General features: G+C 71.0%; 25 protein-coding genes and 1 pseudogene. 11 read left to right on the plus strand and 15 right to left on the minus strand.

What is annotated here, in order from left to right; all coding sequences use genetic code 11:
- The first annotated feature begins 107 nt into the window (after positions 1-107).
- From ACFWR9_RS13860 to ACFWR9_RS13870, 3 genes are read left to right on the plus strand one after another with little or no spacing between them, the layout of a single operon-like run.
- Positions 108-794, plus strand: a complete 687-nt coding sequence (locus tag ACFWR9_RS13860; RefSeq protein ID WP_383840485.1) for a pentapeptide repeat-containing protein — start codon at positions 108-110, stop codon at positions 792-794.
- A gap of 29 nt (positions 795-823) precedes the next feature.
- Positions 824-1,549 carry a hypothetical protein gene (locus ACFWR9_RS13865; protein ID WP_383840488.1) on the plus strand — a complete coding sequence of 242 codons (726 nt, stop codon included), beginning with the start codon at positions 824-826 and terminating at the stop codon, positions 1,547-1,549.
- Between the two features lie 44 nt (positions 1,550-1,593).
- Entirely contained in the window at positions 1,594-2,103 is a 510-nt protein-coding gene (locus ACFWR9_RS13870) for a hypothetical protein (protein WP_383840491.1), read from the plus strand.
- A gap of 335 nt (positions 2,104-2,438) precedes the next feature.
- Here the strand turns inward: ACFWR9_RS13870 and ACFWR9_RS13875 are convergent, their stop codons facing one another.
- A complete protein-coding gene (locus ACFWR9_RS13875; protein ID WP_383840494.1) occupies positions 2,439-3,371 on the minus strand; it encodes a hypothetical protein in 933 nt (310 codons plus the stop codon).
- A gap of 122 nt (positions 3,372-3,493) precedes the next feature.
- On the opposite strand from ACFWR9_RS13875, the gene ACFWR9_RS13880 reads away from it, so the two are divergent.
- The 6 genes from ACFWR9_RS13880 (at position 3,494) to ACFWR9_RS13905 (ending at position 7,148) form a co-directional block, all read left to right on the plus strand.
- Positions 3,494-4,513, plus strand: a complete 1,020-nt coding sequence (locus tag ACFWR9_RS13880) for a 2'-5' RNA ligase family protein (protein ID WP_383840497.1) — start codon at positions 3,494-3,496, stop codon at positions 4,511-4,513.
- 103 nt (positions 4,514-4,616) lie between these two features.
- Positions 4,617-5,132 (plus strand): hypothetical protein, encoded by a 516-nt coding sequence (locus ACFWR9_RS13885; protein ID WP_383840500.1) that lies wholly within the window; start codon positions 4,617-4,619, stop codon positions 5,130-5,132.
- Positions 5,132-5,590, plus strand: coding sequence for a nucleoside 2-deoxyribosyltransferase domain-containing protein (locus ACFWR9_RS13890; RefSeq protein ID WP_383840503.1), 459 nt, complete (start codon positions 5,132-5,134; stop codon positions 5,588-5,590). Before ACFWR9_RS13885 ends, ACFWR9_RS13890 begins: the two co-directional genes overlap by 1 nt.
- Entirely contained in the window at positions 5,587-5,865 is a 279-nt protein-coding gene (locus ACFWR9_RS13895; RefSeq protein ID WP_383840506.1) for a hypothetical protein, read from the plus strand. The genes ACFWR9_RS13890 and ACFWR9_RS13895 overlap by 4 nt, the downstream gene beginning before the upstream one ends.
- Before the next feature lie 390 nt (positions 5,866-6,255).
- Entirely contained in the window at positions 6,256-6,609 is a 354-nt protein-coding gene (locus ACFWR9_RS13900; RefSeq protein ID WP_383840509.1) for a hypothetical protein, read from the plus strand.
- A 275-nt stretch (positions 6,610-6,884) separates the two neighbouring features.
- Positions 6,885-7,148 (plus strand): hypothetical protein, encoded by a 264-nt coding sequence (locus ACFWR9_RS13905; RefSeq protein ID WP_383840512.1) that lies wholly within the window; start codon positions 6,885-6,887, stop codon positions 7,146-7,148.
- Between the two features lie 175 nt (positions 7,149-7,323).
- Here ACFWR9_RS13905 and ACFWR9_RS13910 read toward each other — a convergent pair whose 3' ends face one another.
- The 14 genes and pseudogenes from ACFWR9_RS13910 to ACFWR9_RS13975 all read right to left on the minus strand — a co-directional run bounded on the left by ACFWR9_RS13910 (position 7,324) and on the right by ACFWR9_RS13975 (position 23,701).
- Positions 7,324-7,509 carry a hypothetical protein gene (locus ACFWR9_RS13910; RefSeq protein WP_383840515.1) on the minus strand — a complete coding sequence of 62 codons (186 nt, stop codon included), beginning with the start codon at positions 7,507-7,509 and terminating at the stop codon, positions 7,324-7,326.
- Positions 7,510-7,571: 62 nt separating this feature from the next.
- Positions 7,572-8,006 (minus strand): NUDIX domain-containing protein, encoded by a 435-nt coding sequence (locus ACFWR9_RS13915; protein ID WP_383840518.1) that lies wholly within the window; start codon positions 8,004-8,006, stop codon positions 7,572-7,574.
- A gap of 283 nt (positions 8,007-8,289) precedes the next feature.
- Positions 8,290-9,159: an alpha/beta fold hydrolase gene (locus tag ACFWR9_RS13920; RefSeq protein ID WP_383840521.1), complete on the minus strand. Its 870-nt coding sequence runs from the start codon at positions 9,157-9,159 to the stop codon at positions 8,290-8,292.
- 79 nt (positions 9,160-9,238) lie between these two features.
- Positions 9,239-9,466, minus strand: a pseudogene (locus ACFWR9_RS13925) (NUDIX domain-containing protein); the annotation flags it as partial.
- The gene (gene fxlM / locus ACFWR9_RS13930) at positions 9,400-11,748 is read right to left on the minus strand and encodes a methyltransferase, FxLD system (RefSeq protein ID WP_383840524.1); all 2,349 of its coding nucleotides are present in this window, start codon (positions 11,746-11,748) and stop codon (positions 9,400-9,402) included. The gene fxlM and the pseudogene ACFWR9_RS13925, both read right to left, overlap by 67 nt.
- 31 nt (positions 11,749-11,779) lie before the next feature.
- A complete protein-coding gene (locus ACFWR9_RS13935; protein WP_383840527.1) occupies positions 11,780-13,162 on the minus strand; it encodes a phosphotransferase in 1,383 nt (460 codons plus the stop codon).
- Positions 13,159-14,010 carry a methyltransferase domain-containing protein gene (locus tag ACFWR9_RS13940; protein WP_383840530.1) on the minus strand — a complete coding sequence of 284 codons (852 nt, stop codon included), beginning with the start codon at positions 14,008-14,010 and terminating at the stop codon, positions 13,159-13,161. The genes ACFWR9_RS13935 and ACFWR9_RS13940 overlap by 4 nt, the downstream gene beginning before the upstream one ends.
- Positions 14,007-15,326, minus strand: a complete 1,320-nt coding sequence (locus ACFWR9_RS13945) for a protein-L-isoaspartate O-methyltransferase (RefSeq protein ID WP_383840533.1) — start codon at positions 15,324-15,326, stop codon at positions 14,007-14,009. Before ACFWR9_RS13945 ends, ACFWR9_RS13940 begins: the two co-directional genes overlap by 4 nt.
- On the minus strand, positions 15,323-16,696 hold the full coding sequence (locus ACFWR9_RS13950; protein WP_383840536.1) for an MFS transporter: 1,374 nt from the start codon (positions 16,694-16,696) through the stop codon (positions 15,323-15,325). Before ACFWR9_RS13950 ends, ACFWR9_RS13945 begins: the two co-directional genes overlap by 4 nt.
- Positions 16,697-16,797: 101 nt before the next feature.
- Complete coding sequence (locus ACFWR9_RS13955; RefSeq protein WP_383840539.1) at positions 16,798-18,270, minus strand: NUDIX domain-containing protein; 1,473 nt, start codon at positions 18,268-18,270, stop codon at positions 16,798-16,800.
- A 92-nt stretch (positions 18,271-18,362) separates the two neighbouring features.
- A complete protein-coding gene (locus ACFWR9_RS13960) occupies positions 18,363-20,225 on the minus strand; it encodes an ABC transporter ATP-binding protein (protein ID WP_383840714.1) in 1,863 nt (620 codons plus the stop codon).
- A gap of 511 nt (positions 20,226-20,736) precedes the next feature.
- Positions 20,737-21,864, minus strand: a complete 1,128-nt coding sequence (locus ACFWR9_RS13965; protein WP_383840542.1) for a hypothetical protein — start codon at positions 21,862-21,864, stop codon at positions 20,737-20,739.
- Positions 21,865-21,948: 84 nt separating this feature from the next.
- The gene (locus tag ACFWR9_RS13970; protein WP_383840545.1) at positions 21,949-22,791 is read right to left on the minus strand and encodes a TauD/TfdA dioxygenase family protein; all 843 of its coding nucleotides are present in this window, start codon (positions 22,789-22,791) and stop codon (positions 21,949-21,951) included.
- Positions 22,792-22,822: 31 nt separating this feature from the next.
- Positions 22,823-23,701, minus strand: a complete 879-nt coding sequence (locus ACFWR9_RS13975) for an amino acid--tRNA ligase-related protein (RefSeq protein WP_383840548.1) — start codon at positions 23,699-23,701, stop codon at positions 22,823-22,825.
- Between the two features lie 503 nt (positions 23,702-24,204).
- Between ACFWR9_RS13975 and ACFWR9_RS13980 the strand changes: the two genes are divergently transcribed.
- On the plus strand, positions 24,205-24,447 hold the full coding sequence (locus ACFWR9_RS13980) for a hypothetical protein (protein WP_383840550.1): 243 nt from the start codon (positions 24,205-24,207) through the stop codon (positions 24,445-24,447).
- Between the two features lie 133 nt (positions 24,448-24,580).
- Positions 24,581-25,624, plus strand: coding sequence for a fatty acid desaturase family protein (locus ACFWR9_RS13985; protein ID WP_383840553.1), 1,044 nt, complete (start codon positions 24,581-24,583; stop codon positions 25,622-25,624).
- The last annotated feature ends 75 nt before the right edge of the window (positions 25,625-25,699 follow it).

Here is a 25,699-nt window from a genome sequence, read left to right on the forward strand (position 1 = left end):
ACCACCCACCCCATCGTCCCCCGCCGCGCCGCGGGGCGGGCGGGCGGCCCCCCCGCGCCCCCCCCCCCCCCCCCCGGCGACCGAGCCTCCGCGCTGAAAGGCTGTTGATGGACACCCGCACGATCCGCCGTACGAGCGTCACGCTCCCTGCCCTGAACGAGCCGGGCCTCTACCTCTCCAACGTCACCTCGCTGGAGGGCGGCCGTGGCCGGGTGGCGGAGTTCCACTACGCCGACGCCGACCTGCGGGACCTCGACCTGGCCGACACCCACCTGATGGACGGACGGATCACCGGTCTCAAGGCCCAGCGCACCCGCCTGGAGAAGCTCCGCGTCGACTCCGTGGAGTTCACCGGCTGCGACCTGTCCTCCCTGCAGTGGACCGACAGCAAGATCTCCCGAGCCGTCTTCCGCGACTGCAAGCTCATGGGCGCCACACTCGAAGACGTCACGCTCGACAACGTCCTGTTCGAGAACTGCAAGATCGACTACAGCACCCTCACGCGCGTCCGGGCCACCGGCCCCGTGATCTTCGCCAAGTGCTCGCTGCGCGAGACCACCTTCGCCGCCGCCGACCTCGGCGCCGCCCTGATCGACGACTGTGATCTACGGCTGACCGAGTTCGACGGCGGGAAGTACCGCGGCCTGGACCTCCGGGGCAACGACCTCTCCCAGCTTCGCGGCCTGGCCTCGCTCAAGCAGGTCGTCATCGACCGCGCCCAGACACTCCAGCTGGCCGAGGCCCTCGCCGCCGAGCTGGACGTCACCTTCGGTGAAGACCTCGACGACAAGTAGCCCCGCACCTGCCCCAGGGAGGCACGGCCATGGGCCCGCGACTCGTATTCGACACGTTCGACGACATACGCGGCCGGTGCGACACCGCACCGGTCCGGCAGACCGGCAGCGAGCCCGGCTACGACTACGGCGCCATCGTCCCCGGCGACGACTGGGTGCCCCTCACCGCCGAGGAGGCCGAGCGGCACCAGGCCGACGACCCGGCGCCCGAGAGCATCCGCATCGAGCTCGTACGCCGACCGCTGCCGCCGCTCGACCCGGACGACCTGTCCGGTCGGCTCGAAACCGCCGCCCACCTCGACCCCCTCAACGGCCGCTGGCCCACCACCCTCCTGGGGTGCGCGTCCAGCCCCGGCAACTGGACCACCACCACAGAGGACTCCACCACCGGACGACGCATCGGCCTGCACGTCGACAACTTCGATCGGCTGCCGTACCCCAGACGCCACCAGGGCCGCCGCCGTCTCTGCCTCAACCTCGGCCCCGGCCCGCGCTACCTGCTCATCGCCGACCACGACATCCAGCAGATCTGCCGCACGCTCCACGCCGACCTGGACCGCCACCACCCCCACACCGAGGACATCCGCCGGTACGTCGCCGCAGGACACCCACTGCGCTGCCTGCGCATCCGCCTCGAACCGGGCGACGGCTACATAGCTCCGACCGAGTTCCTTGCTCACGACGGCTCGACCGCCGGAATCGACCAGCCCTCCGTCGCCGCCTTCTGGCTCGGCCAGCCACCGAACGCGTCATGACCGATCAGCCACGAAACCGAGTTCAAGGACCGGGAGACCCGAGCATGGACGCGAGGGCGCCGCACCCCGCGCTCGACCCCGCCATCGCCTGGCCCACGCTCGGCATGTGGGTTCGATGGGACCGCGAGCGTCTCGACCTCGTGTCGCTGGCGCCCGTACGTGGCACCAAAGCGGATCAAGTCCTGCTGCCGTGCTCCCCGGAGCTCCTGATACAGCTCGGGAAGATCTCGCTCGGCGGCAGCCGTGCCGGCCTGTACGCCGTGCGCCTGACGAAGGACGGTGCTGACCACCGTCTGGTGCTCTGCCAGCGAGGTTTGGAGGGTGCGGTCCGAATCAGCGGAGCCGTGTCCTCGATCGCGGAGCCGCTGTACGGGAAGACCCGGGCGGCCATGCTCGCGGCCGGCCGGGAGCAGAGAGCCGCGGGGAGCCAAGATGAGGCGGCGCAGTGGAGTGCGATGGCCCGTCAACTGCTGATGGCCAAGCGGGCGAGTCGGCGCGGACACAGTGTCCGAACGGTCTCGGGCGGACTGCCGACACTCGGCAAGCACGGATGACTGGAAGGACGAACTGTGACAAAACTCTGGGCATTCCGAGAGATCCAATATCCGACGCTACCGTTATACGGTGCAGCGTCGTCCGACCCACTCAACAGTGAACTGCGTAACAAGGTCACCCCGCGTCGAGCCAGGCTCCTCGTCGAGAGCGTGCACCTCCTCGACGTGGCGTGGACCTTCGATGCCGAACTCGGCGGTTGGCGCATGACGTGGGAACCGGTAGCGGAGGTCCCCTTGGGGCGTTGAGCGGCGTCGCCTTAAAGGAGAAGGTTTGCATCCTGCTGGAGCGTTCCCGGAGGGCCCGGCTCCACGGGTCAGCGCCTCCCACCGCGTCTTCAGGGCTCAGCGCGGTCGGCCGCACCGAGCGACTCGCCGCCGCGGCCGGCCAGGAACCAGGTGAACTGGAACGGGTCGGCTCCGCGAGACATTTCGGCGAGAGGGATGTGCAAGTCCCCGGGGATGCTGTAAGCCCCTTGCACTGATGGCGCCACCCCAAGAGTACGAGCGACGGCAAGCCGGACCGGCGCGGGATCCAGCTGCCTACCCCTTCGTCGCGTATCGCACCCCTCGCAGTTGACGATGACCACCGGCCCGTCGACGGTGAGGCGACGCGGTCGCGACGGACTGCATCCCCCGCCACAGCCCGGGGGGACAAGGCTGCTGCGCGAGGCCAGAAGCACCGCATCTGCCTCGATGTACAGCGGCCCGTCGTCCACAGCCGGACCGCGCGAAGAGCTGTCCCGACGGCCGGGCTCGTAGGCGCTCAGGTAGCCCACGAGCTGCTTCGCGGCTCCGTCCAACGGCGACGGCCCCGGAGGTACGGGATCCCATTCGTCTGACCAGGGAGCGGGACCTCCATACCGGTCCGAAACCGGCCTGAAGATCAGGAGCAGAGGCGGTTCCTCGCCAGGTTGGCAAGCGTCGCGTCCCTGCCCCGTGGCGTCTAGCGCTTGCCGGATCTCCTCGGTAACGCGGTTCTCGCCAGCGGACTGGTCGTCGAGCGCCTTGACCAACTCCTCCACCGGCACATCCCGAGGAACGCGGTCACCCGCGCACGTACGGGCAAAGAGCAGCAGGGCCAGGGTCGGCAGCTCGGCGCACTGGCCGCGATACCGCTCGCCGCAGTACCGCTCCTTCAGCAGGTGAGCGGCCTCCTCGACGGCAGCGCGCCACCCGGGAGGAGCGGTGGAGCTGAGCAGGAGGCTCATCTCCAAGTCGAGTCCGTACGGGTCCAAGCGGGCGTCAGGTGCGCGGTCGGCTGCTGGCATAGATCCATCGTGCCCGCCCGCAGCCCGTCGTGTACACGGAATCCTCAGGCCCGAGAAGAGGGTGAGTTGCCGACGCGAGCGGGTAGCGTGCGGTCGAGTGCCAGCAATCGGAGGGGTGGAACGTGGAGAGCTTTTTCTCCCAGAAACGAACATGGGCGAACGGTCCGTATCTGCACTTCATCGCGGTGCTCGACGACCCTGCGTACGTAGCCTTCACCCAGGCCCACCATGACCTGCTGGCCGACTACGGCGACCGGGTCGGGATCGTGCCTGCGCCGTGGCTGCACTGGACAGCACAGGGCGTCCACCACCAGCTCGCCGAGGACCAGGTGGAGCGCGCGGTGCGGGCCGCCCGAGAGGCCGCACGGCAGGCAGCCCCCGCGACCGTGACGATGGGCCCCGTGTGGCCGGGGCCAAGCGCGGTGACGGTGGCCATGTATCCCGAGGAACCGCTCGCCGAGATCAACGCTCTTGTCCGCAACGCCGTCTCGACGGTGCCGGGCGTGCAGCTGCGCGAGGCCGGAGACAGGTACTGGCCACATTCCACGCTCGCGTACTACCGCTCGCCGAGCGTGCACGACGCCGACTTCAACCGCCGACTGCGGAACATCAGGCCGCAGCGCGCTGAGATCACCATTAGGCGTCTCCTGGCTGTCTACATGCACCAGGACCTCAACCTTGGCTACTATACGTGGACGCCGATCGCCGAGATCCCGCTCGGGGTCACCGCCGCCGATGCTGCGGCCCCCGAAGTGGTGTGCGGTGCGCCGGAGAGCACGGCAACCTATCGCTCCGCTCCGCCATGGGGGGACCCCGACGCGGAATACGAGATCGAGGTCGGCCGGCTAGCTGTGCAGCCGCCGCTGTCCGACGAACAGGTCAGGTACGAGTCGTTCGTGAGCCGGGCGCTCGATGACAGCACCTACTTCGATGACGGTGAGCCTCCGCTGCCCAAATGGCCGGATCCGGTCACCACGGCCTGCGAGCGTCCGGTCGGCGACGGCGCGTGCGGCTCCACCCGCCTGCGAGTGCGCGGCTCGTGGACGCGCCCGGCCGTGATCATCTGCGAGCACGGGCACAGCTGGACGGACACTGTCGAGACGATGCGCGAAGTGATCCTCGCCGCCGAACCGGCGCAGTGAACGGCACGTCGACAACGATCAGATACCGAGACTGGGTTATTGCGGAGGCTGACGTCCGTATCCGCGTCACCCTGGTCCTCGAAGACGCATGAAGGGGGGACGCATGCCCGACTGGTTCGGCATGAAGGCGCGCCAGGCTATGAAGGAGAAGCGCTCCACGGAGCGGACGCTGGCGTGGTCTGCACTGTGGAACGTCGCCACTCGTACGCCGTTCCTCACCAAGGTCGAAGCGAGCGACCCGGATTCCTCGTTCCACGTCGCGGAGGTCTTGGTCGACAGCGGCCCGATCATCGACTCCCTCGATGCATTGGGACACAGCGTCGTCGAGCCGAACGCGCCGTTCGTCGCCCCGCTGATCGAGGCAGCACGAGAGGTGAGGGTGCTCGCCGAGATGCGCCCCGCTTGGATCCGGCACTGCGACGCGCACTCACCTGCACCTGCGGACCAGTCCCGCGACACCGAGATGCGCTACATCAACGGTCCGGCCATGCGCGCCTGGCCTCGAGCCGAAGAGGCCAGAGTCGCGGCCGAGCGGGCAGAGCAAGCGCTGCGCCGGCTGTACCCCGGCCTCGTCGAGTTCTACGGCTACGACGTCACCCGCGGGCTGGGGGCGGCTTGATGCGCTACGTCGAAGCCCCCGAGGAGTTCACCGGCCCCGGCTTCTGCCTGTTCCTCGCCGGAGGTATCTCGGACTGCCCCGACTGGCAGAAGACCGCGACAGCCGCGCTCGACGACCTCGACGTCACCGTGTTCAACCCGCGCCGTAACAACTTCCCGCTCCACGATCCGAACGCGGAGGCCGAACAAGTCGGTTGGGAGTACCGGCACCTGCGTCGCGCCCACCTCGTGATGTTCTGGTTCCCTGAGTCGCCCACCAACCACCAGCCGATCGCCCTGTATGAACTAGGGATGCTCGTCGGGCAGGGGGGCTCACTGGTCGTTGGAACAGATCCCGGCTACGTACGCCGCACGAATGTGGTGACGCAGCTTGCCCTTGCGCGCCCGGAGCTGCAGGTCCATACCACCCTGACGGACATGCTCGAAGCGAGCCGTGCAGCCGTTCGGGCTTCACGATGATCGTAGGCTGGGCCCTGCTCGGGGCCATCATCGTGCTGTTCATCGCGGCCGTCATACGCGGCGCCGTACGCGCGGAACGGGTAAACATCAGACAGGATCTGGTGTCGCTGGGCAGGGCGCAGCAGATGGCTGGCGCGCTTGCGCAGATGACGACCACTGCCTATGCCTTCGCGACGCCCCTCCTCAAGGAGCGGAAGTCCTGGGTCGGCTGGCTGTGGTGGCGCACCCGAATAGGCCCGGACGGGAAGGCCAAGCAGGACATGGGCTGGCTCTGACATACCGGCGGGCACGGAGAGCCACTGGAGCCCCACTTGACTGGCGGCTGTTGAGCGGGGCTGAGGTCGTTGTTGTCCCCAGGGACGCCCAGCCGCCAGCCGCGCAGGATCCTCGCGGAACCTTCTCGCAGAAGCATTGAAGCCTGCGATAGGGCGAGCGCACGTGGTGTTCGGCAAGTCCTGGCCTTCAGGAGTGGCTACGGTGCTGCGTCACGGAGTGGATGATCTCGGTGGCGCGGCGGTCGGCACCGAGGGCCTCACGGCCGCCTGGCAGACCCGACGAACGCAGGACGACCGAGATACGGTGCTTCGGCAGGCCCTCCCGCCGAGGGCCATCCATCCAGGGAGTACCAGCCGATCCCGTGCCCGCCCGACTCCTTCCAGCAACCGGTGACACGGGACGAGATCGCGGCGATCTGCTGCCGCACCCTCGGCGGCCGCATGTACAACACCACCCTGCGCGTGCACGTCAACGGGGAGGACCGGCCGGTCGTCCTCCGCTTCGCGCCACCGCCCCACAAGCAGTTGCGCAGCGAACACGTCCTGATGCGCAATGAGTTCGCGACCCCGCCCTACCTCGCGTCTGTCGCCCCGCTGATGTCCCGGCTCATCGCCGCCGACTTCACCCACGAGGTCATCGGGCGGGACGTCAAGGTCCAAACGCTATTGGACGGCGTTCCGGCCGCCGAGCGGCTCGTGGCCCCCGCGTTCCACCTGGCCGGGCTTCTTCCGGCATCTCGGTGAGGTCGTCCGAACCGTGCACGCGGTACGCGGCCCGCACTTCGGCCCCGTCGCCGGCCCCGGCCACACCACTTGGGGCGAGGCGCTGACCGCTTCCTTCATCGGCATCGCCGCCGGCGCCGCGGGACTGGACGCCACCGACCTGCGTAAGGTCGCAGATCTGGTCGACTGGCACCGGGGAACCTTCGACGAGATCACCGAACCCCGCCTCATATCGGGTGTTTCTGGACAATCAACTGTCTTCAGGATGCGTCGGCCTCAGTGCCCTCCTCAGCGGAGTGATCGACTTCGATCGCACGCTCTGGGGCGATCCGACAGCTGACCGGACCATCCGCTCGACCACGGCCAAGGCCGATGGGTGGCAGTCGTTCTGGGAGACCTCCGGCCCCCTGGACCAGTCCGACGCCGCGACCTGGCGCTCGAAGATCTACGAAGCCCGGCACCTCGGCGCCGTCCGTCTGGAGCGCCACCGCCTCGGCAACAGGGAAGGCGTCAGGAACAGCTACGAGGCGATCGCGACTCTCCTCGCCGCCGTTGGTTGAACGCTCGCTCGCCGCCTTCGAGAAGTTGCCGACGTCGCCGAGCCGCCCCCTGTGACGAGGCGGAAAATGATAGTGAGCCGCCTGGCGCCCCTGCTAGGAGGGAAAGCCGAGGGCGGCAGCACACCATGGAGCGGCTGACTTCCGCGTCACTGTTGGCGAAGTCTGGGATCGGTGATCAGGGTGCGGGCCTGGGGCGGTCGTTGATGGTGGCTGCGAGCAGGGCGCGTTGCTGGCCAAGGTAGGCGGTCAGGAAGCGGTGCACGGCGCCGCTGGTTTCCGGGAGGACGCGGGCAATCACCGAGGCTGCGCCGGTCGTGTCTGCGGCATCCTGCTCGCGGTTTAGATACTCGGTCTCGGCCATGTTGTGCTGTGCGCGGTGCGGGGCATCGACTGCCTCCTGCGGTGGACGTAAACCGGACCGGGTCAGTCGTACAGACGTCCCAGCAGCGCACCCTGGCCCGATTGCAGGACGTGGGCGGCTTCCAGCGGAATCCAGAAGCACTCGAATCGAGTGGGCTCCTGCTCGCCGTCGTGGTCCTCCTGGCTGTCCCATCGCTCAGGGGTGGGCTCGGTCAGCTCCAGTTGGAAGACGTGACGGCGCTGGACTTCGAACCGGTAGGGGCTGATGTCGTACTCGGTCTCGCCGAGCTTGCGCACGATCTTGAAGTTGCTCAGGCCGGTCTCCTCACCGGCCTCCCGCAACGCGGCGGCCTCCGGGCTCTCGCCCGGGCGGACGCCGCCGGCCGGGACCTGGATTCCGACTTCCTCGAAGCTGTAGTCGGTGTGCCGAAACACCAGCAGCCTGCCGTCGCGTACGACGTAGCACAGCACCTTGTCCATGGTGGCCTTCTCGGGCACGGGAACACCCACCTCTCTCCTGAATGCGGGTGGGACGGGACGCGACTCAGCACTCCGCGATCACGGCTCACGGCCGCGTGCGTCACGGGCAGGCAAACCACCCCGAGTGTAGGTCTTGCTGCAGCACGTCGAGGAACGGTGTCAGAACTGCCAGGAGCGCCAGCGAGGTCGTCGCACGTCCCGACGATCACGGCCGCCGCACTGCCCGTCGCGGTGCAACACGTCGCGCTCGATGACCTCGAACAGTGCGTACAGCAGTGTCTCGTGGCGGCTACAGCTGGAGCTAGGCCCCCACCGTGCCTTGCACGAACCGCCGAAGGCGTGCACGGACGGCGTTTGGTTGTTCCAACCAGGGCTCGTGCCCAGCGCCCTTGATTCGCGTCAGAGGAAGATCGAGCCGGAGTGCGAGTGTTTCCAGAGCCGAGACAGGGCGCGGATCGTCGACCCCACCGAGGATTTCCGCTCGCACGGGTAGGCACGCGTGCAGCTCGGCAAGATGCTCATCGAGCGGGTCCGCGCGTCCTTCCCTGCCAAGCTCACCGTTCATAGCCCAGTTGATCGGACGACGCCGCTCGGCGCCCTGCGCGGCCCAGCGCCAACCGTGTTCGGGACGGGCGTGGTCGGTGAACCAGGCCAGCGTGAGCAGCTCGACTTCCTGCTCCTCCGTACGGCACGGCAACTCCTTCAAAGCGCGGAGCCGATCTTGCTGCGCTGCGGACATGCGGTGGTCGCGCTCCGCTTGATACCCGGTACGCCAATCACCGACGAACGGTCCGCACATCAGGAGTATGGCGGCAACCCGGTCAGGATGAGATATGCAGAACCGGCTCGCCAGGTCGGTGCCGTAGGAGTGCCCAATCAACACGGCTTCGGGCACGTCCCACGTGTCGAGGAGTTCGGCGAGATCGGTGACGTGCCTGGCGAAGGAGTGGCGTCCGTCCCACGGGGATCGCCCGGTGCCACGCTGGTCGTAGCGGTACACGGGTGCGAGGTCCGCGACCATGGGGGCGATATCGCCCAAGTAGTTCGGGAGCCCCGGACCGCCATGGAGCATGACCACGGGCAACTCCCGAGTCGTGCCCCTCAACGCCACCCAATGTAACTGCGCCTCGTCGCTCATCAACGCGAAGCCCTGCGTCTCTATCAAGGTCACCGCGGAACGCTACCGGTGTCACGCGGTCGTCCGGCTGGGTGGCGGGTTGGCCCTGCCAGGCGGTGACGAGGGCGCCCACGGTGACGCGGACGACGTCGCCGACGTGATCGACCAGGGTTCCCAGGAGGGTGACGTCCTCGGGGCGCGCGGACAGGCCAATCTCCTCCGCCAGCTCTCGCACGACCGTCTGCTGCAAGGCTTCGCCGACCCAAGCGATCCGCCGGGGCGGACTGGGCGTTGTCAGGCACGGTCGCCTCCGGCGAGCGCGGCGGCCTGGGGCTGCTGGGTAGGGGGCGGGGTCGGCCACTGGAAGACGAGGCGGGAGGCGGTCTTGTCCACGATGAAGCCGTCGGCGGGGAGGTCGTGGTCGGGGGTGGTGGCGGGGTGGATGGTCATCGGGGGGTAGCCGGTGGGGCGGATGTGCCGGTCCCAGTCCGTCACGCACTTCGCCAGGCGTTCGGCCATAGCGGGTCCGGCCGGTCCGTGCGACCAGACCACGAACTCGTGCCGGGACTCCTGCGGCGTGGCCCCCTGGTGTCGGGGGACGCAGGTCAGGTAGGCCAAAGACCCCTCGGCCACGAGCGCCGGCAGGTGCTCGGCTCCGGCGGCGAGCAGCGGGGTGTCGGTGGCGCGGTCGCAGGTGAGAGCGCAGGCGCCGGGCAAGGTGGTGGCCGCGTAGATCTGCAGGGTGTCGTACGGGCTCTTGCCCGGGAGGAACACCCCGGTGGGCAACTCGTGCCGCTCGGCGTGGAGCGCTTCCTCCAGGCCGTCGGTCTGCGGCGGGGGACCGTCGTGGACGTGCACCTGCACCCGCCCGTCCGCCAGCACGAGCACCGGGCTGGGACGGGTGGCGACACCGCGCTCGCGGACGAATCCGCACACCGTCCAGCCCCGCGCGTGCAGCAGATCACCGTGCCGTTGGAGCGTGACGGCGCGCGTGTAGCCGTGGATCGCCAGCGGCAGCACCAGGTGGCCGCCCTCGGCGAGTTGCTCGCGCCAGGCGGGGGCGACGTCCCAGCAGTTGTAGGTGATCATGCTGCCGTCGAAGCCGCCGCGCGGTACGAGGTGGGCCGGGGCGCCGAGGGCCGCGTCGCCTTCGAGGACGCTGACGCGTCCGCTGCCGGCCTCCGCGGTGAAGGCACGGGTGCGGCGTACGACCCACGGGTCGATGTCGACGCTGACCACGCGCCCTCCGGCTCCGGCGACGTGGGCGATCAGCTCGGCGTTGTACCCGCCGGAGCCCGCCTCGAAGACGCTCGCGCCCGGCGTCAGGCGCAGGCTCTCGATCATGTCGGCCTGCAGCCACGCCGCGGAGACTGAGCTGACGGCCGTCCCAATCTCGTCGCGCCGGGTGATCACGGCTCGGTCGCCGCCGTCGTACGCGGCTGCCAGGTTTGCTTCCGGGGCGAAACGGTGGCGGGGCACGGTCCGCAGCGCGTCGCGGACGGGCTTGGACGGGGCCCAGCCACCGTCGATCACCGTCTGGGCCATCGCCTGCCGCAGCCGGACGGCCTCGCCCGGCTCACCCGGCACGGGCGGCCGCTCGGTGGCGAGCGGGTAGGAGACCACCGGCGGCAGGTCCGGGATGGCGCCGGGCCACACGCTGTCGATCGCGAGTGCGGCCGGGACGAAGACGTCCCCGACGCAGGCGAGAGCGTGCAGGTCGAAGAACTCCCAGCGGTCGAACTTGTCCACCTCCGCAGTGGTCAGGGTTCCCATCCACGCGGTGATGCGGACGACGGCCGTGAGCCGAGGGATGCCGTTGCTGTCGTCGACCAGCATCGTCACTACGTGCGCGTCCCTCGGGTCGGCGACCAGGCCGGTCTCCTCGGCGAGTTCGCGCACCGCGGCGGCGGCGAAGTCCTCCGGGCCGGTGGTCTTGCCGCCGGGCAGCTCGAGCATGCCGAGGCGGGAGCGGCCCAGCAGGACCCGGCCGGCGTCGTCGGTGACGACGGCGAGGGCGCCGGTCAGAGCGTGGCCGGTGGTCGGCCGCTTCTCGACGGCTCGGGTGTCGAGGTGGCACGGCCCGCGCAGAACCAGGAAGGCCAGTCCGTCCGCGTCCAGCCGCTCCACCGTCTTCCAGCTGGCACCGAGGAGCGTGAGCTCGTCCTCGTCCAGGGCGATCCCGCGCCGCTCCGAAGGGGTGTTCTCGACGGTCGGGGTGATGACGACGAGCGCGCCGCCGTCGCGCAGTCGCTCGCCCAGCCCGTGAACGATCCGGCCGCGGTCGCTCATGAACGGATACGCCAGCCGCATCGTGATCAGGTCGTACCCCTCGGCGTGCAGCGGGGCCGGGTCGTCGCGCTCGATGTCCAGCTGCAACCAGCGCACGCCGTCGATGCTGGCGTGCTCCTCGCGGGCCCGGGCGATCGCGCTGTCCGTGAAGTCGACGGCGTCCACGGTGTAGCCGACGTCGGCCAGGTGGGCGGCCAGCTCCCCGGTCCCGCAGCCCACGTCCAAGGCCCGGCCCCCGCCCTCGGGTGCCGGGGCGTGCTCGGCGAGGAGTTCCTGCTCGCGCTTCCCGAGTCGGCGCCACCCCTTCCCCTCGCCGTAGTGCTGCTCCCACTCATCGCGCTCTGTGTACGTCAACGTGCTGCTCCTCGTGTCGGGCGGGCAGGGGTCAGGGGCGCTGCGCGATGCGCAACCGGGCCAGGGTGCGCAGCCCGCGCTCCACCAGCTCGGGGTCATCGTGATCGCTGCCGTAGGCGATGCCGGAGACGGCGTCGAGGACGGACAAGACCGTGAACTGGGCCTCTTCCTCAGGCGTGAAGAGGCGGCCGTAGCCGTCCAGCAGGGCCTGGAAGAGGTCGGGCCGGCCGTGCCAGGCGTCGGAGAGCCGTACGAAGTCCCGCACGGCCGGGCCGGGTTCCGACCGTTCGAAGTCGATCACGTAGAGGGCGTTGGCCCTCTCGTCCCAGCGCAGATTGCGGAGCTGGAAGTCGCCGTGCGTGGGCACGGTCTCCAGGGGAGCGAGACCGGCAGCCCTCCCGGCGGTGGCGCGGATGAACTCCTCGTCACCGGGCGCGAGATGGGGCAGGGCTCCAGCCAGGTGCCGCTCCAGCTTCGCCACCGGCAGGCTGTGGCCGGCCGGGCGGGGCGGGGTGCTGTGGTGGATGGTCGCGGCGAGCTGCCCGATGCGGTGGAAGATCCGCCGCTGCTGTTCGGGCGGGTGGACGGCGCCGTGCAGGGTGCGGCCGCCCACCGCGGTGAGCACGACGGCCCGCAGCGCGGAGTCGGCGGCCACCAGCCGGGGCGCGGCCGCACCGAGACCGGGGACCCAGTCGCGCAGGGCGTCCACTTCACGGTGGTGGAAGCGGTCGTCCTGGTGGATCTTGACGTACCACTCGCCGCCTTCGGCGCCGGTCGCCCGCCACACGCGGCTCTCCTCCCGCGCCCAGGACACGTCCGTCCACGCGGTGATCCGGCCGACCGCCTGCTCGGCGAACGCACGCACCGCCTGCTCCGGGGCCGTGCCGCGGGCGGCGGGTTCGGGGACCAGGACCAGCCGGTCGACGGACCGGTCGTAGGCGATCGGGTCGCCGGGCTCCTGGAAGTGCAGGGCCATGCGCGCGCCGGCCCGGTAGGCATCCAACCCGGCCCGGCAGTACGCCACCATCGGCTCCGGCAGGGCGTCGAAGGAGAACCACCCCATGGCGTCGCACACCTCGGGCTCCCTGACCTCCGGGGCGCCCTCCAACCGCCGCACCTCGAGGAACACTCCGATCCGGGCGTCGCCGGCAGGGGAGCGGTGGTGCACGGTGACGGCCGCCCGGACATCGGCCGGGTCGATGACGACACCGGACTCCTCCCGGGCCTCGCGCACCAGGGCGGTGACCATGTCCTCCCACGGGCCGTCCAGGTGCCCGGACACCAGGTGCCAGCAGCCGGCCGCGTACACGCCGCCGGCCCGCCGGGACAGCAGCACCTCGGGCCCCGCCGCGCCGTCGCGCACGGCGATCAGGTGGACGTCGAGCGACTCGGTGTGCCGCTGGGCGCCGCTCACGCAGCGCCGCCGGGGCGGCGCGCGAGCAGCACGGTGAACACCGTGTCCTCCGTCAGGACGCCGTCGCCGGCATGGTCCTGGAGCAGCCGGAGAGCGGCGGCCTCGAACGCGTGATGGCGGCCGGCGAACAGGGCGGGGCGGGCGAAGCTGGTGGTGCGCAGGTAGCCGACGACGTCTTCAGGCGTCCAGGTACGGGTGACGGGGAAGTGGTGCTCGGTCACCTCGCTGAACGCCGAGTCGGCCAGGTCGTCCTGGTAGGAGCGGCCAGGCTCGGCGTAGGTGCCGCGGGTGCCCGCGCGCCGGTCGTCGCCGAGGTAGCTCTGGATCAGCTCCCGAAGGGCGGCCGTCCAGTCGGCCTCGTGGGTCCAGAGGCTGCCGTCGCCCATGATCGCCACGACGGCGTGCGGCGCGGCGATGCGGTCGGCCATGGACAGGACTTCCGGGCGGGCCATCCAGTGGAAGGACCGGCAGCAGGTGATCAGGGTGGGCGCCCGGCCGGGTTCGGCGGGGGCGAAGGTGTGGGCGGCGCCGGGGAAGACGTCGACCGTGCACGCTCCGCGGACCGGCTCGAGTGCGACGCGGGCCGCCTGAAGCATCGAGGCGTTCACGTCGACCAGGTCGATGTGCACCAGTCGGCGCAGGACGGGCAGCAGCGCGCGGGGTACCTGGCCGGTGCCGGTCCCCAGGTCCAGGAGGACCGGTGCGGGCACACCGTGTTGGGTGGCAGCCAGAAGGTGGACCGCGGCGCCCGGTACGCCGGGACGGTAGCGGGCGTAGTCGGCGGCCTCGGGCCCGAACAGGGCATCGTCCGAAGCCGCCGCGGAGGCCGGTTGGTCGGGGCGGGTCATCGTGCATCTCCAGTCTTGCCAGGGGAAATCTGCCAGGTCAGTGCGCCGTTCGGGCTGGTGGCGCGCTGGCCGCCGTCGGCGTCGAAGTGGATCCGGTAGACGTCCGGTGTGCCTGCCGCCCGCCACCGGCCGGCGACGTCCTGGATCTCCGCCCAGATGTCCCGCGGCCCCGAAGTCGTCACCTCCCACCGGCGGTCGCTGACGGCTTGCACGCGCATCCACGACCGGCACTCGGGCGCGCCGATCGTCAGGTCGTCGGCACCGAAGTTGCGCACCAGGCCCGGATGCAGGTGGTCCAGGGCCAGCCACATGCCGCGCGCCGTGTCGGGCGGCGGCGCGAGCATGCTGCGCTGCGTCCATCCGTCGGCCGTGGTGATCTCCTCGCGGAACGCGGCGGACAGGAACAGCCGGTCGAAGCCGGCACCGGCCCGGTGACCGAACTCGACCGCCCGCAGCTGGGCCTCCAGGCTCCCGTCCTGCCGTCGTTCGATCATGGCCAAGCTCGGCCACGACGGCGACGACGTGCCGAGAGTCATCAGCGCGTGGCCGCCCAGGGCAAGCTGCTCCACCAGGGCCTGCGGCACGTGGCGGACGGCGAAGGAGACGAAGATGCGGTCGTACGGCTCGGTGGTGGCCCACCCGGTGGTGCCGTCCCCGGTCACCCTGGTCGGCCGGTAGCCGAGGGCGGACAGCCGCTCGCGGGCGGCCGCGGTGACGTGCGGGTCGATGTCGAGGGTCACGACGCCCGCGTCGCCGCACACGAAGCACACCACCGCCGCGGTCACCCCGGCGCCGGTTCCCACGTCCAACACCCGCTGACCGGGCCGCAGGTCCAGCTGCTGCAGAAGATCCGCGGTCAGGCGCATCGTGCTCGACATTGCGGTCATCGCACCGCCGCGACGCGGCCCGGGAACGCGGCCGAGGATCGGCTCGCCGCCGTGCTGGATCGCGACGCTGTCCCCGCTGTGCAGCCGCTCCAGCAGCTCCTCCCGGTCGTCGGGCCGGCAGAAGTCGAGCAGATCCCAGTGCGGCGGGGTCTCGTCCGGGGCGCTGCGACGCACGTACGCCTGGGGGATTAGCGCCTCACGCGGCAGCGCGAGCAGGGCCTCACGCACCGGTCCGGGGCCGAGCTCTCCACTCTCCTCAAGCCGGGCGACCATCGCCGCCCGGGCCGCCACAGCCTCCAGGGTGTCGGCGGCCGGCTGCACCGGAAGGAGGGGCGCGGCAGGCGCAGCGGGATCGCTCAGCACGGTGCACTCCAGGGGATCGGGTCGTGCGGCAGCGGGCGTCGCCGTCGAGTTCGGCACCTCAGTCACGAGGCTTCGCCTCCAAGAGCGCGGTCGTGCCGCGCGTCGTCCGTGCGCGCCGGTGAGGGCACGGCGGGAGTGGACGTCCGGGCTGCGGGCGGGTCCGGTGGAAGGGTGGCTGGCGGGTTCGGCATTTGCCGTAGGGCGCGGATCGGGGAGCGGGCGAGGACGACGAGCGGGATCAGTAGCAGGAGGGTTCCGGCGGCCAGGGTGGGCCGGACACCGATCCATGTGCCCAAGGCGCCGGCGAGGAGCGCGGCCACGGGGCGGGCGCCGGACGTCAGCCAGGTGCTCACCGCCTGCATCCGCGCCTGCAATTCGGCCGTGGTGACGATCTGGCGGATGGATCGCTGGGTGGTGCCCGCGGCACCGGCGCAGGCGAGCTGCAGGAAGAGCGCCGCACCGATCGTGATCTGCCAGGCAAGGCCGGGGGAGGCGAGCAGCAGCGGGAGCTGGGTGACCGGGGTGATCGCGAGTGCGACCAGCATCATCGGCCCCGGGCCGCACCGGCGGGCCAAGACCGGTGCGGTGAGCGCTCCGGCGGCCGCGCCCAGCGCGCCGAGGCCCAGCACCACGCCGAACGCGGTCGCGTTCATTGCCAGGGACCTCAACAGGTACAGCGCCCAGAGGGTGTTGAGCAGCCCGAGGCCGAACGAGGTCGTCGCGTTCACCAGGGTCAGGGTCCACAGCCGGTCATCGCCGCGCACGTACCGCAGGCCCTCGACAATCTCACCGCGCAACCGACGGGTCTCCGGGCGGGCGCGGCCGGGTTCGGCGGTCTGGATGCGAGCAGTGCACACGGCGCTGATCAGGTAGGAGGCGACGTCGCCGAGCAGGGCACGGGCGGGGCCGAGCAGCGCGGTCAGCGCGGCGCCGAGATGGCTCCCGGCCGTCGCGGCGACCGCGAACAGCGCGCCGACCCGGCTGTTGCTCCGCTGGATCAAGGACCGGTCGACGAGGCTGGGCAGCAGGCTGATGGCCGCCGCGTCGTGGAGAACGCTCGCCGCCCCCTGCACCACGGCGACGATCATGAGCTGCGTCAGGGTGAGGGTGCCCAGCGCGGCCGCCACCGGCACGGTGGCGAGGACCGCCGCGCTCACCAGGTCACCGGCGATCATCTGCCGGCGCTTGGAGTGCCGGTCGGCGAGCGCGCCGGCATGCAGGGCAAGCAGCGCGGGAGGGAGTTGTCCGAGAAACGCCAGCCAGGCGACCTGGGCGGTGGTCGCGTCGAGGCGGATCACGGCCAGCACCGGCAGCGCCATCTGTGTGATCGAGCTGCCGGCCACGCTCGCAGCCTGGCCGGTCAGGTACCGGCGGAAGTCCCGGTGCCGCCACAGCGAAGTGCCGGAGGCGGAGGAGGTCTCAGCGCAGGGCGGCACGGAGTACCTCCCTCTGCCCCACCAGGAGCCCCCGCAGCACGTGCGTGGGCGTGGCCTGGGCCCGTCGGCCGTGTCCGCCACCGGTCGGTGTGCTCACCTGCTCACCAGCCCAGCTGGGAATAGGGACGGCCTTCGGAGATCGCGGTGATGGCCGTGCGGGTGTAGGAGACGATCTGGTCCGGGAGCTCGTGCCGCGGCCACCACCGCCAGGTCAGGCACTTGTCGGGCTCGCGAACCTCGGGGGTGCCCTCCCACCGGCGAGCCCGGAAGACGAGCTGCATCAGGGGCAGGCTGCCCGGGGCGTCGACGACGTGGACGACGTGCGCGAGCTCCACGTCCGCGGGGTCGATCACCAGCCCCGCCTCCTCCCATGCCTCGCGGACCAGGCACGCGAGGGCGGACTCTTGCTCGCACCGTCCGGCCAGGTAGTGCCAGGTGTCGCCCGCGTACTTCGACTCGGGGTGACGCAGGCCGAGAAGCACCCGGCCCTCGGCATCTTCGAGGTGGAGGTGTACCCCGACGCCGTTCAGCACCACCCGGCTGCCCCCGTCCCACACGGGAGGAGTTGCGGCTGGCTTGTCGTCCGGGGGGTTCTCGGCCGCGTGCCGGCGAATCAGGTCCCCGGTAGCGGGGCTCAGGCGCAGCCGGTCCAGTTCGTCGGGCGTGAACCAGCGCAGCAGGACACCCTCATGCAGCCGGAGCCGGTCGGGGTTGCCGCGCCACTGGCCGGCGAAGATCTGGATCGGGACGCTGAGGCCGTCGACGCTCGTGGCGGCCTCCACTGCGTACGGCTTCAGATCCTGGAGGCGGAGGCCGGGTACCTCCTCGGACAACTCCCGCAGCAGCGTGCCCTCCAGGCTCTGGTCGCCGTGCGTGCGACCGCCGCCGAGAAGGGAGAACGCCCCCGACTCCCAGATGACGCCTGGCTTGTGATCGCGCAGATGAAGCAGGTAGCGGCCCTGTCCGTCGTGGATTAGCGCGGAGGCGTTGACGGGCTCCGGCCTCCCGTCCAGACCGCGAGCGTGTGCCTCCAGGAGCTTCGAGCGCAAGGTCGAGGACCGGACGTCGGCGAAGTCGAGCCAGTGGGAGCCGGAGACCTCCTCGTCCTGCAAGACGAGCCGGGGGTGCTGCTCGGGCACGAGGTAGAAGACGAAGCGGAAGTCGAAGTGCTGGTGGGCGCCTTCGCCTTTGGCGGGGTTGGCGTCGATGCCGTGGACGTCGATGTCGATCGGGGCGCCGAGGAACTGCGGGGTGAGACAGAGGTCCCCCGGCCGCAGACCGGTCTCCTCGCACACTTCCCGCAGCGCCGCCGCCAGCAGCGTTCGGTCCTCCTCGATGTGGCCTCCCGGGTTGAGGAGCAGCCCCGTGCCCCGGTGACCGATGTGCAGCACGCGCTGTTCCCGGTCGATGACGGCCGCGCTGCACGTGACGTGGCCGGGGAGCGTCGCGCGGTCGGCCGGGTGGTCGTCGCCGTCCAGGAGGGACAGCAGTCCGGCGAGGGAGTCCCGTTCGTGCGGATGCCGGGCCAGGTACGCCTCGGCGGTCTTGCGGATGTGGGAGCGGCTGAGCGGCACGTCATCACCTCGGGGCGGCAGAAGAGGAGCGGGGGTGTCCGCAGCGGTGGCGGGCGTTTCGGCGGGGCGCGCGGAGGTGGCGCCGGGGCGGCTCACGCGGGGGTCTCGTGTTTGTCGCCGTCCGGTTCGGACGTGATCTGATAGGACAGCAACTGCTGAAATAAGCCCGGCTGTTGGGAGAGCTGGGCGTAGGTGCCCTCCTGGACGATCTTGCCTTCGTCGAGGACGACGATGCGGTCGGCGATGGCGACGTTGGTGATGCGGTGGGTCACCAGCAGCACCGTCCGGTCCCGGGCGAGGGTCCGCAGCCGCTGGAAGATCCTGTACTCGGCGCGGGGGTCGAGGTTGGCCGTTGGCTCGTCGAGGACCAGCAGACCGGCCGGGCGGAAGAACGCCCTGGCCAGGGCGATGCGCTGCCACTGACCGCCGCTGAGTTCTTCCCCGTTGAGCCACTCGCGGGCCAGGAGGGTGTCCAGGCCGGCACCGAGCTTGTCGACGACCTCGTCGGCGTCGGCCGCCGCGCACGCCTCACGGACCGCTGCGTCGCCGCGCACGGTGGGCTGGCCCTGGGTGACGTTCTCGCGCACGGTCAGCGGCCAGTGCGCGTAGTCCTGCGGCACGAGGGCGACCTGCCGCCACAGGGCCTGCGGGTCGGCATCGTCGGTGGGGACGCCGTCCCAGAGCACTTGCCCGTCCGTTGGGAGGTAGAGGCCGCTGACCAGCTTTGACAGCGTCGATTTCCCCGAGCCGTTGAAGCCGACCAGCGCGGTGACCTCGCCGCGGCGCAGGGTGAGGGAGACACCGGACAGGGCGTCGCGGTCCTTACCGGCGTAGCGGTGGGTGACCGCCTTGACCTCGATCGTCTCCGGCGGCGCGGGGTGGTGCGGACCGCGGCGCATGCGGAAGCCGCCGGCCTTGTCGAGGAACCCGGTCCAGTCGTCCATGTACAGCCCGGTGCGCACCGCGCGGGCGCCGACGGCCACCAGACCGCGGACCGACATGCCGACTGTCTGCAGGGCGAAGACGGCCGTGCCGGCGTGCCCGACGGTGATCCGGCCGGTCGCGAGCAGCCATACGACCGCCGCCCACACCACGGCCGACCCGAGTCCTCCGCACATCGCGCCGACCAGCGACATGCGGGCGCCCTGGTCGGCCGCGGCCCGGTCCTCGCGGTTGATCCGGGCGACGGTGCTGCGGTAGCGGCCGGAGAGGAAGGGGGCCATGGTGCCGGCGCGGATCTGGTCGGCGGCGTCCTTGGTGTAGATGTGCCAGCGCAGCACGGACAGCATGCGGTTGTCGCCGTTGCTGCGGAGGTTGGCCAGATAGCGGACGCGGGCGGCGCTGACCTGGGCGAGGGCCTGCGGGAGGCTGGCGGCAACTAGGAGGGGGAGGAGGACCCAGTGCACGCCGGCGAGCACGATGGCTCCGGCGAGGAAGGCGGCGGCCGAGGCGATCAGGTCCTGGCCTTCGTTGATCAGGTCGCCGGTGACCTGGGCCCCCCGGTCGGCGGCCTCGCGGTCGCGGTTGAAGTCGGGGTCGTCGTAGGCGCACAGCTCGACCTCGGCGCAGCCGGTGAGCAGCATCTGCTCGGCCTCGCGGGACATCAGCGGGCCCAGCCGGGAGGAGAGCCAGTTGACGGTGATGCCGAGGAGCGCGCGTACGCCGGCGGCCCCGGCGAGCAGGGCGACGGAGGGCCATGCCTGAAGGAGGCGGTGGTAGACGTCGCCGTCGCGCAGCAGGGCGGTCAGGGTGCCAGCGATGGCGACCAGTCCCAGGGCCTGCATCATGCCGGTGATCAGCTGGCACAGCAGGAGGCCGACGGTCGCGCGCCGGTCGACGCGCCAGGCCAGGGCCAGCGAGCGGCGGACCAGCTGCGGCAGGCGCCGGGCCATGTCGCGCATCCGGATGGAGCGACCGGCCGCCTCGCGGCTGCCGGTCAGGTCGACGTACCGCATCTGCGCCTCGGGCGCGGTGGCCGCCGCCGCCGAGGCGGCGGAAGCGGAGGCGGGGGCGGGGGACGGCGGGGTGGTGGTGCGCGGTCCCGGAACGCTGTGGGCTGATGCATCGGTGGGCTCACTCATGCCGCCCACCCCGTATCCGGGTGTTCTGAGGTGCGCATGCCGTCAACGTTGTGCACGAGACGGCCGGGCCGCCGTTCGATTCTGGGAGGCTGCTGCAAGGAGGTGAGGGTGGGGTGCATGGCGTCCTCCGTCTGGGTGTCGGTGTGGCACTGATGCTCTAAAAACGCGGTGGATCTGGTCCCGTCACGGCCTGCTCAGAGGGCATTTGGTGAACGTGAGTTCTAGTGCCGGGGTTGGGCCGTGCTGGCTCTGGAGTGTCGTCGTTCAAACTCGTTCGATCAGGTCGGATCACTCCTTCGGGGGGTTGCGGGCAGCACGAACCAGGGCCGCGGCGTACGACGGCGGCCTGGGCGGGTGATCGGGGCTGGAAGGGCGGGAGCGCGGGTTAGGTGTCGAGGACGGTGAAGGCGACCGCGGGGAAGCGGCGGCCGTTGACCTGGAGGGCGAGGGAGTAGGAGCCGGGGGAGACCTTCCAGCGTGCGGTCGAGCGCAGTGGGTGCGCCTTGGCGAGTCGTAGTTCCTGGCCCGGCTCGGCGGTGGCGCGGCGCACGAAGGCCACCTTCTCGCGTGGCCGTCCGCTCGGCCCCGTGGTGGCGATCACGATCATCACGTGGACGGGGGTGGTCGCGGTGGCGGTGAGAGCGGCGGAGAAGTCCAGGGTGTCGCCGTCGCGAAGTTCGGTGCGTTTCAGGACGAGCGGGGTGAGGGCGATCGGTGCGTCGTGGAGGTAGCCGAGGAGGGCGTAGGCGGGCGGCCAACCCTCCTTCAGCCGGTTCATCAGGGCGTTGCGGGCGAGGAAGGCGAAGTGCTCGCCGGTGACCCGGCCCGAAGCGTTCCACCGGTGGAGCGTGGCCAGCACAAGGTCGGGCTGGGTGGCGGCGATGTCCCCCAGGTGGTTGGCCACGGAGGTGCGGACGTAGAGGTGCGGGTCGTCGTAGAGGGTCTCGAGGACAGGGAGGCCCGCGTCGGCGGGGAGCGCGATCCGTGGGGCCCAAGGCAGCAGGGGCCGGGTGGCCTCGCTCGCCAGCCGGCGGACTCGGAAGTCCTCATCGCGGCTCCACGCGTCGACGGCCTTCATCGTCTCGTCGGGGAAGTCGGCGAGAAAGTGCCGCACCGGGAGCTCGGCGGAGAAGTACCCCGTCATGCGGGCCAGCGCGGCGAGCGACCGGTCCAGGTGCTCGGCGGTGCGCAGGTACCGGGAGACGTAGTCGGAGTGCGGGCTGTAGATGTGCAGCCCGAAGTCGTTGGTCACCCCGGCGGCCGCGGGCGTCGGGGGCAGCGAGCGCAGCAGGACGTCGAGCGCGTCGGGGCCGCCGACCGGGAGGTGGTCGTGCAGGCCCTGGCTGGTCCGGGCGATCCGGGCGCTCAGCTCCAGCCGGGGAAGGTCCGCCATCACCGACGCCACGAAGCCTTCGGCGTCGAACTCAGGGCAGGCTGCGTGGACTTCGCGGCCGATGCGGGCGATGCGCTCGGCGTTGAGAGCGGTCTCTTTCAGGGGAACCTTCGCGGTCATGGGCAAACCCTAGGGCCGGCTGCGGGGCATCCCTCGCGTTCTCGCCGCCGGTCATCCGGCGGTGTGAACGCGGGGGCTTTCGGGCTATCGGACGCCGGCGCGGTACAGCAGCCGGCGGTGCCGCGAGCTGTCGCAGGGAGAGGCGGTGTGGAGGGTGGCGAAGTTGTCCCACACGACCATGTCGCCCTGGCTCCAGCGATGGGTGTAGACGTACGGCGCGCTGGTCGCGTGCTCCAGCAGCTCCTCCAGCAGCGTCCGGCTCTCCTGCTCGGTGGGCGTGGTGATGCCGCTGATCACCATGGAGCCGAGCAACAGGGATCGGGCCCCGGTAACGGGGTGGGTCAGGACGAGCGGGTGTTCGACCTCCGGGCTCGCGGCCAGGCTCCCGGCCACGATCGACGACTGCCCGCCGCTGGCCTGGCTCTGGAGCGCGCCGAGCAGCTCGAGAGAGTGCCGCGCACGCATCGGGTCGATCCGCTGCCGCACCGCATCGGGGAGGTCGGCGTAGGCCCGGGTCGCGTCGGCGAAGCGGGTCTCTCCGCCGTGCTCGGGGGTGATGACCGAGTAGAGCATCGTCGCCGAGGTGAGCTGGGACTTGAAGCTGTTGTCGGCGTGCCACTCCTCCTCGTTGTCCCCGTCGTAGACGCCGATGTGCTCGCCGTCCTCAACGATGTTGCTGATGACGGTCAGGCCCGGGAAGCCGCCGACGGCATACCGGCGATCGACGCTGGTGTCGATCGTCCCGAAGCAGGAGGCTACGGTCAGCAGGTCGGCGTGGGTCAGGTGCTGGCGGGGCACGAGCAGCAGCCGGTGCTGATGCAGGGCCGCGGCCAGCTGGGGCGCCAGGCGCTCGGCGTCGGTCGCGAGGTTGGCGTCGACGACGGCGCCGAAGCCGCTCTCGTCGAGCGGGCGCAGCGACAGATCCATCGTCACTCCTTCCGGACGGTGATCGGGGCGGTCAGAAACGGGGCGAGGGCTGGAAGACGCTGATGTCCTTGACGCCGGAGGCGGCCATGCACAGCCGCTCGATGCCGATGCCGAGTCCGACGCTGCCGGCGGGCATGCGTCCCGTGTCGATCGCCTCCCTGGCCAGGGCCTGCTCGTCGTCGTACAGGTCGACCGCGCGGGCCCGGTCGACGAAGGCGGCTCCGTCGGGTTCGTCCTCGTAGCCGTGGACGACCTCGATGCCGTCGACCAGGACCTCGAAGCGGTTGAGGGCGGCCGTCGTGCCGGGCGTCAGGCGGGCGCACGGCTCGTCGCCGCCGACCGGGTACTCGGTCAAGAACAGCGCGGCGCCGGCGCTCTGGGCCTCGACCTCGCGCTCCACGTACTGCCCGAGCACCGTCTTGAACGGCACGTCCGCGCTCATGCCCAGGTGGGCGGCCATCCGCGCGGGCAGGTCACCGAGGGGCTCGCGGTGCAGGTCGATACCGAACTGGTCACGGATGTGGCCGGCGACGGAGACGCGCTGGGGGGCGTAGGGGAGGTGCGGGCGGATCAGCCTCTCGGCGAGCACCAGGAGGAAGTCGAAGTCCTCGTCGGCGGCGTAGAGGTCGAGCATCTGGAACTCGGGCGCGTGCAGCTCGTCGGGCTTCTCGGGCCGGAAGCACGCGCCGATCTCGAAGATGCGCGGGTGATGCTCCAGGTTCACGCGCAGGGCCGGGCCGATCATCGCCCGCAGGAACCGCCCGCCGTCGTGGTCCACGGGCAGACGGCGCCCTGGGCCGAGGTCGGCTCGGCGCATGGTCGGGGTGGTCACCTCGGCGAAGGCTTCGGCCCGCAGGGTGTCCCGGAGGGTGAACAGCAGGTCGGATTTCATGACGACGGGGTTGAGCACGGAGGCTCCTCAAGGCCGTTGTTTCCGGGCGGAGTTCGCGGGAAGCCGGGTGCCACGGTGATCTAGGATTCGGGTCCTCGGCGGGGCCACAACGTAGCCGTGCCCCGGCGAGCAGCAGAAGCCCTTCCGACCGTCCGGCCGCGGCCAACGGGCCCGGAGCGGGGCCCGTCCAGGAACCAACTTCGGCATAAGTGCAGCTCAGGCAGGGTGTGCGCGCAACGGTGACGCAACGGCCCCGTGCAACCGGCGCAACGGCCAGAGCCGTTGCGGCCCGCCTCGGCCGAGTTCTAGCGTGACTGGCCAAGCGCCCGGCGTGACCGCCACGCAACGCTCCTCCACAGGTGGAGGGGACGTGCTGCGGCGCGGCCCTCTCCAACGGCGTGCGCCCACGCCACGGCGTGCCGAGCCGACGGTTCAGCACCTCACCGGACCCGCGGCCCGGCAGTTCCACAGCCCGATCACCCGGACTCGCGGATCACCCGCGACCGAGCAGGGAGAACTCGATGATCGCTACCGCTGGAATGACCCCGGACACCGACCTGAAGGCCGGCATGCGCCCCGACGCCGCGCTGAAGGCCGGCATGCGCCCGGACGCCTCCACCCTGAAGGCCGGTATGCGCCCCGACGCCGCCGAGCTGAAGGCCGGCATGCGGCCGGACGCCGCGGACCTGAAGCTCGGGATGCGCCCGGACGCCGCCGAGCTGAAGGCCGGCATGCGCCCGGACAGCGCCCTCGTCGCCGCCTGACCTGCGGCTGATCCACCTCTTCGTCGTGCTCCGGCGCGCCCGCCAACGGCAGGCCGCCCGCGCAGCCCGTCCTGCGGGGGCGCGCCGGAGTACGGCCCCGCTCTCATCCGCACCGCGTCGACTGGAGAACCTGATGGGCAGCCCCGCCGCCGGCAGGACCCGCAATGGCACCGGAGCCTCCGGCCCTGTGCGCAAGGCTCTCGGCCAGGAGCTCGTCGCCGACCTGGAGAAGCTCTGCGGGCGCCCGACCATCGGTCTGTGGGACGTCGCCTGGGACCTCATGGCGATCGCCGCCGCAGCGATCGCCGGCCATCTCCTCGGTCACGTAGCCGGCCCCCTGCTCGCGGTCTGCTACACCGGGGTGCGCCAGCGTCACCTGTCCAACCTCGGCCACGAGTGCGTGCACTCCAAGCTCATGGCCACCCGCCGCGCCAACCGGGTCGTCGGGCACATCCTGACCGGCCTGCTCGGCGAAGGCTTCGAGCCCTACCGCAGCAGCCACTACGTCCACCACGCCAAGCTCGGCTCCGACGACGACCCGATGTTCCAGTCCTACCGCGCCGGCAACATCCGGGCCGCGGGCCGGGCGCCCAGCCGCCGCGCCTTCGTGCTGCGGGTCATCGTGCGCAACGCCCTGTGGCGGCTGCCGAAGACCGCGGTGCTGACCCTGCTCACCCGCGCGCCGGGAGAGACCTGGCAGGCCCTCGCCGCCAGGACCGTGCTGTGGGCGGGGGTCGTCGCCGCACTGTGGCCCGTGGGCGGCGTGCCGTACCTCCTGCTCTACTGGCTGCTTCCCCTCGTCCTGGTGCGGCCCGTCGTCACCTGGATCACCGATCTCGGCAACCACGCCGGGCTGATCGAGAACGGCGACATCCTCCTGCAGACCCGCGGCTGGACCTCTCACTGGCTCACTCGGCACCTGCTCGGCGGTCACCTCGACGACATGTTCCACCCCATCCACCACTGGTGCCCGCAGATCCCCTGGCGGCGCCTTCCCGAGGCCCGCGCCCTGGCCGCCGAGCACCTGCCGCGCTTCGGTGAAGTGCCGTGGTGCTCCGGCTACTTCTTCCGGCGCCGTGCCACCCCCGACCAGCCGTGCGTGATCGAGGACATCATCGCCCGTCTCGCCGCCGCCCCGGTCGTCTGCACCCGGGCCCGGCACGCCTCGGCCGCCTGACCTCGTCCTCGCCCGACCTCCGAACCTCGTACGGCACCGCCCCGTCCCGGCCGCGCATTTCGCGGGCCGGAGGCG

It is taken from the genome of Streptomyces sp. NPDC058534 (assembly GCF_042717365.1).
In the GTDB taxonomy this organism is placed as follows: Bacteria; Actinomycetota; Actinomycetes; order Streptomycetales; family Streptomycetaceae; genus Streptomyces.

Excerpts from the sequence above, each read along its gene's own strand:
- ACFWR9_RS13870 (WP_383840491.1), top strand. The coding sequence starts at position 1,594 with ATGGACGCGAGGGCGCCGCACCCCGCGCTCGACCCCGCCATCGCCTGG.
- ACFWR9_RS13965 (WP_383840542.1), bottom strand. The coding sequence starts at position 21,864 with ATGACCGCGAAGGTTCCCCTGAAAGAGACCGCTCTCAACGCCGAGCGC.
- ACFWR9_RS13860 (WP_383840485.1), top strand. The coding sequence starts at position 108 with ATGGACACCCGCACGATCCGCCGTACGAGCGTCACGCTCCCTGCCCTG.
- ACFWR9_RS13980 (WP_383840550.1), top strand. The coding sequence starts at position 24,205 with ATGATCGCTACCGCTGGAATGACCCCGGACACCGACCTGAAGGCCGGC.
- ACFWR9_RS13985 (WP_383840553.1), top strand. The coding sequence starts at position 24,581 with ATGGGCAGCCCCGCCGCCGGCAGGACCCGCAATGGCACCGGAGCCTCC.
- ACFWR9_RS13895 (WP_383840506.1), top strand. The coding sequence starts at position 5,587 with ATGATCGTAGGCTGGGCCCTGCTCGGGGCCATCATCGTGCTGTTCATC.
- ACFWR9_RS13940 (WP_383840530.1), bottom strand. The coding sequence starts at position 14,010 with ATGACCCGCCCCGACCAACCGGCCTCCGCGGCGGCTTCGGACGATGCC.
- ACFWR9_RS13910 (WP_383840515.1), bottom strand. The coding sequence starts at position 7,509 with ATGGCCGAGACCGAGTATCTAAACCGCGAGCAGGATGCCGCAGACACG.
- ACFWR9_RS13865 (WP_383840488.1), top strand. The coding sequence starts at position 824 with ATGGGCCCGCGACTCGTATTCGACACGTTCGACGACATACGCGGCCGG.
- ACFWR9_RS13960 (WP_383840714.1), bottom strand. The coding sequence starts at position 20,225 with ATGCGGTACGTCGACCTGACCGGCAGCCGCGAGGCGGCCGGTCGCTCC.
- ACFWR9_RS13875 (WP_383840494.1), bottom strand. The coding sequence starts at position 3,371 with ATGCCAGCAGCCGACCGCGCACCTGACGCCCGCTTGGACCCGTACGGA.
- ACFWR9_RS13885 (WP_383840500.1), top strand. The coding sequence starts at position 4,617 with ATGCCCGACTGGTTCGGCATGAAGGCGCGCCAGGCTATGAAGGAGAAG.
- ACFWR9_RS13890 (WP_383840503.1), top strand. The coding sequence starts at position 5,132 with ATGCGCTACGTCGAAGCCCCCGAGGAGTTCACCGGCCCCGGCTTCTGC.
- ACFWR9_RS13970 (WP_383840545.1), bottom strand. The coding sequence starts at position 22,791 with ATGGATCTGTCGCTGCGCCCGCTCGACGAGAGCGGCTTCGGCGCCGTC.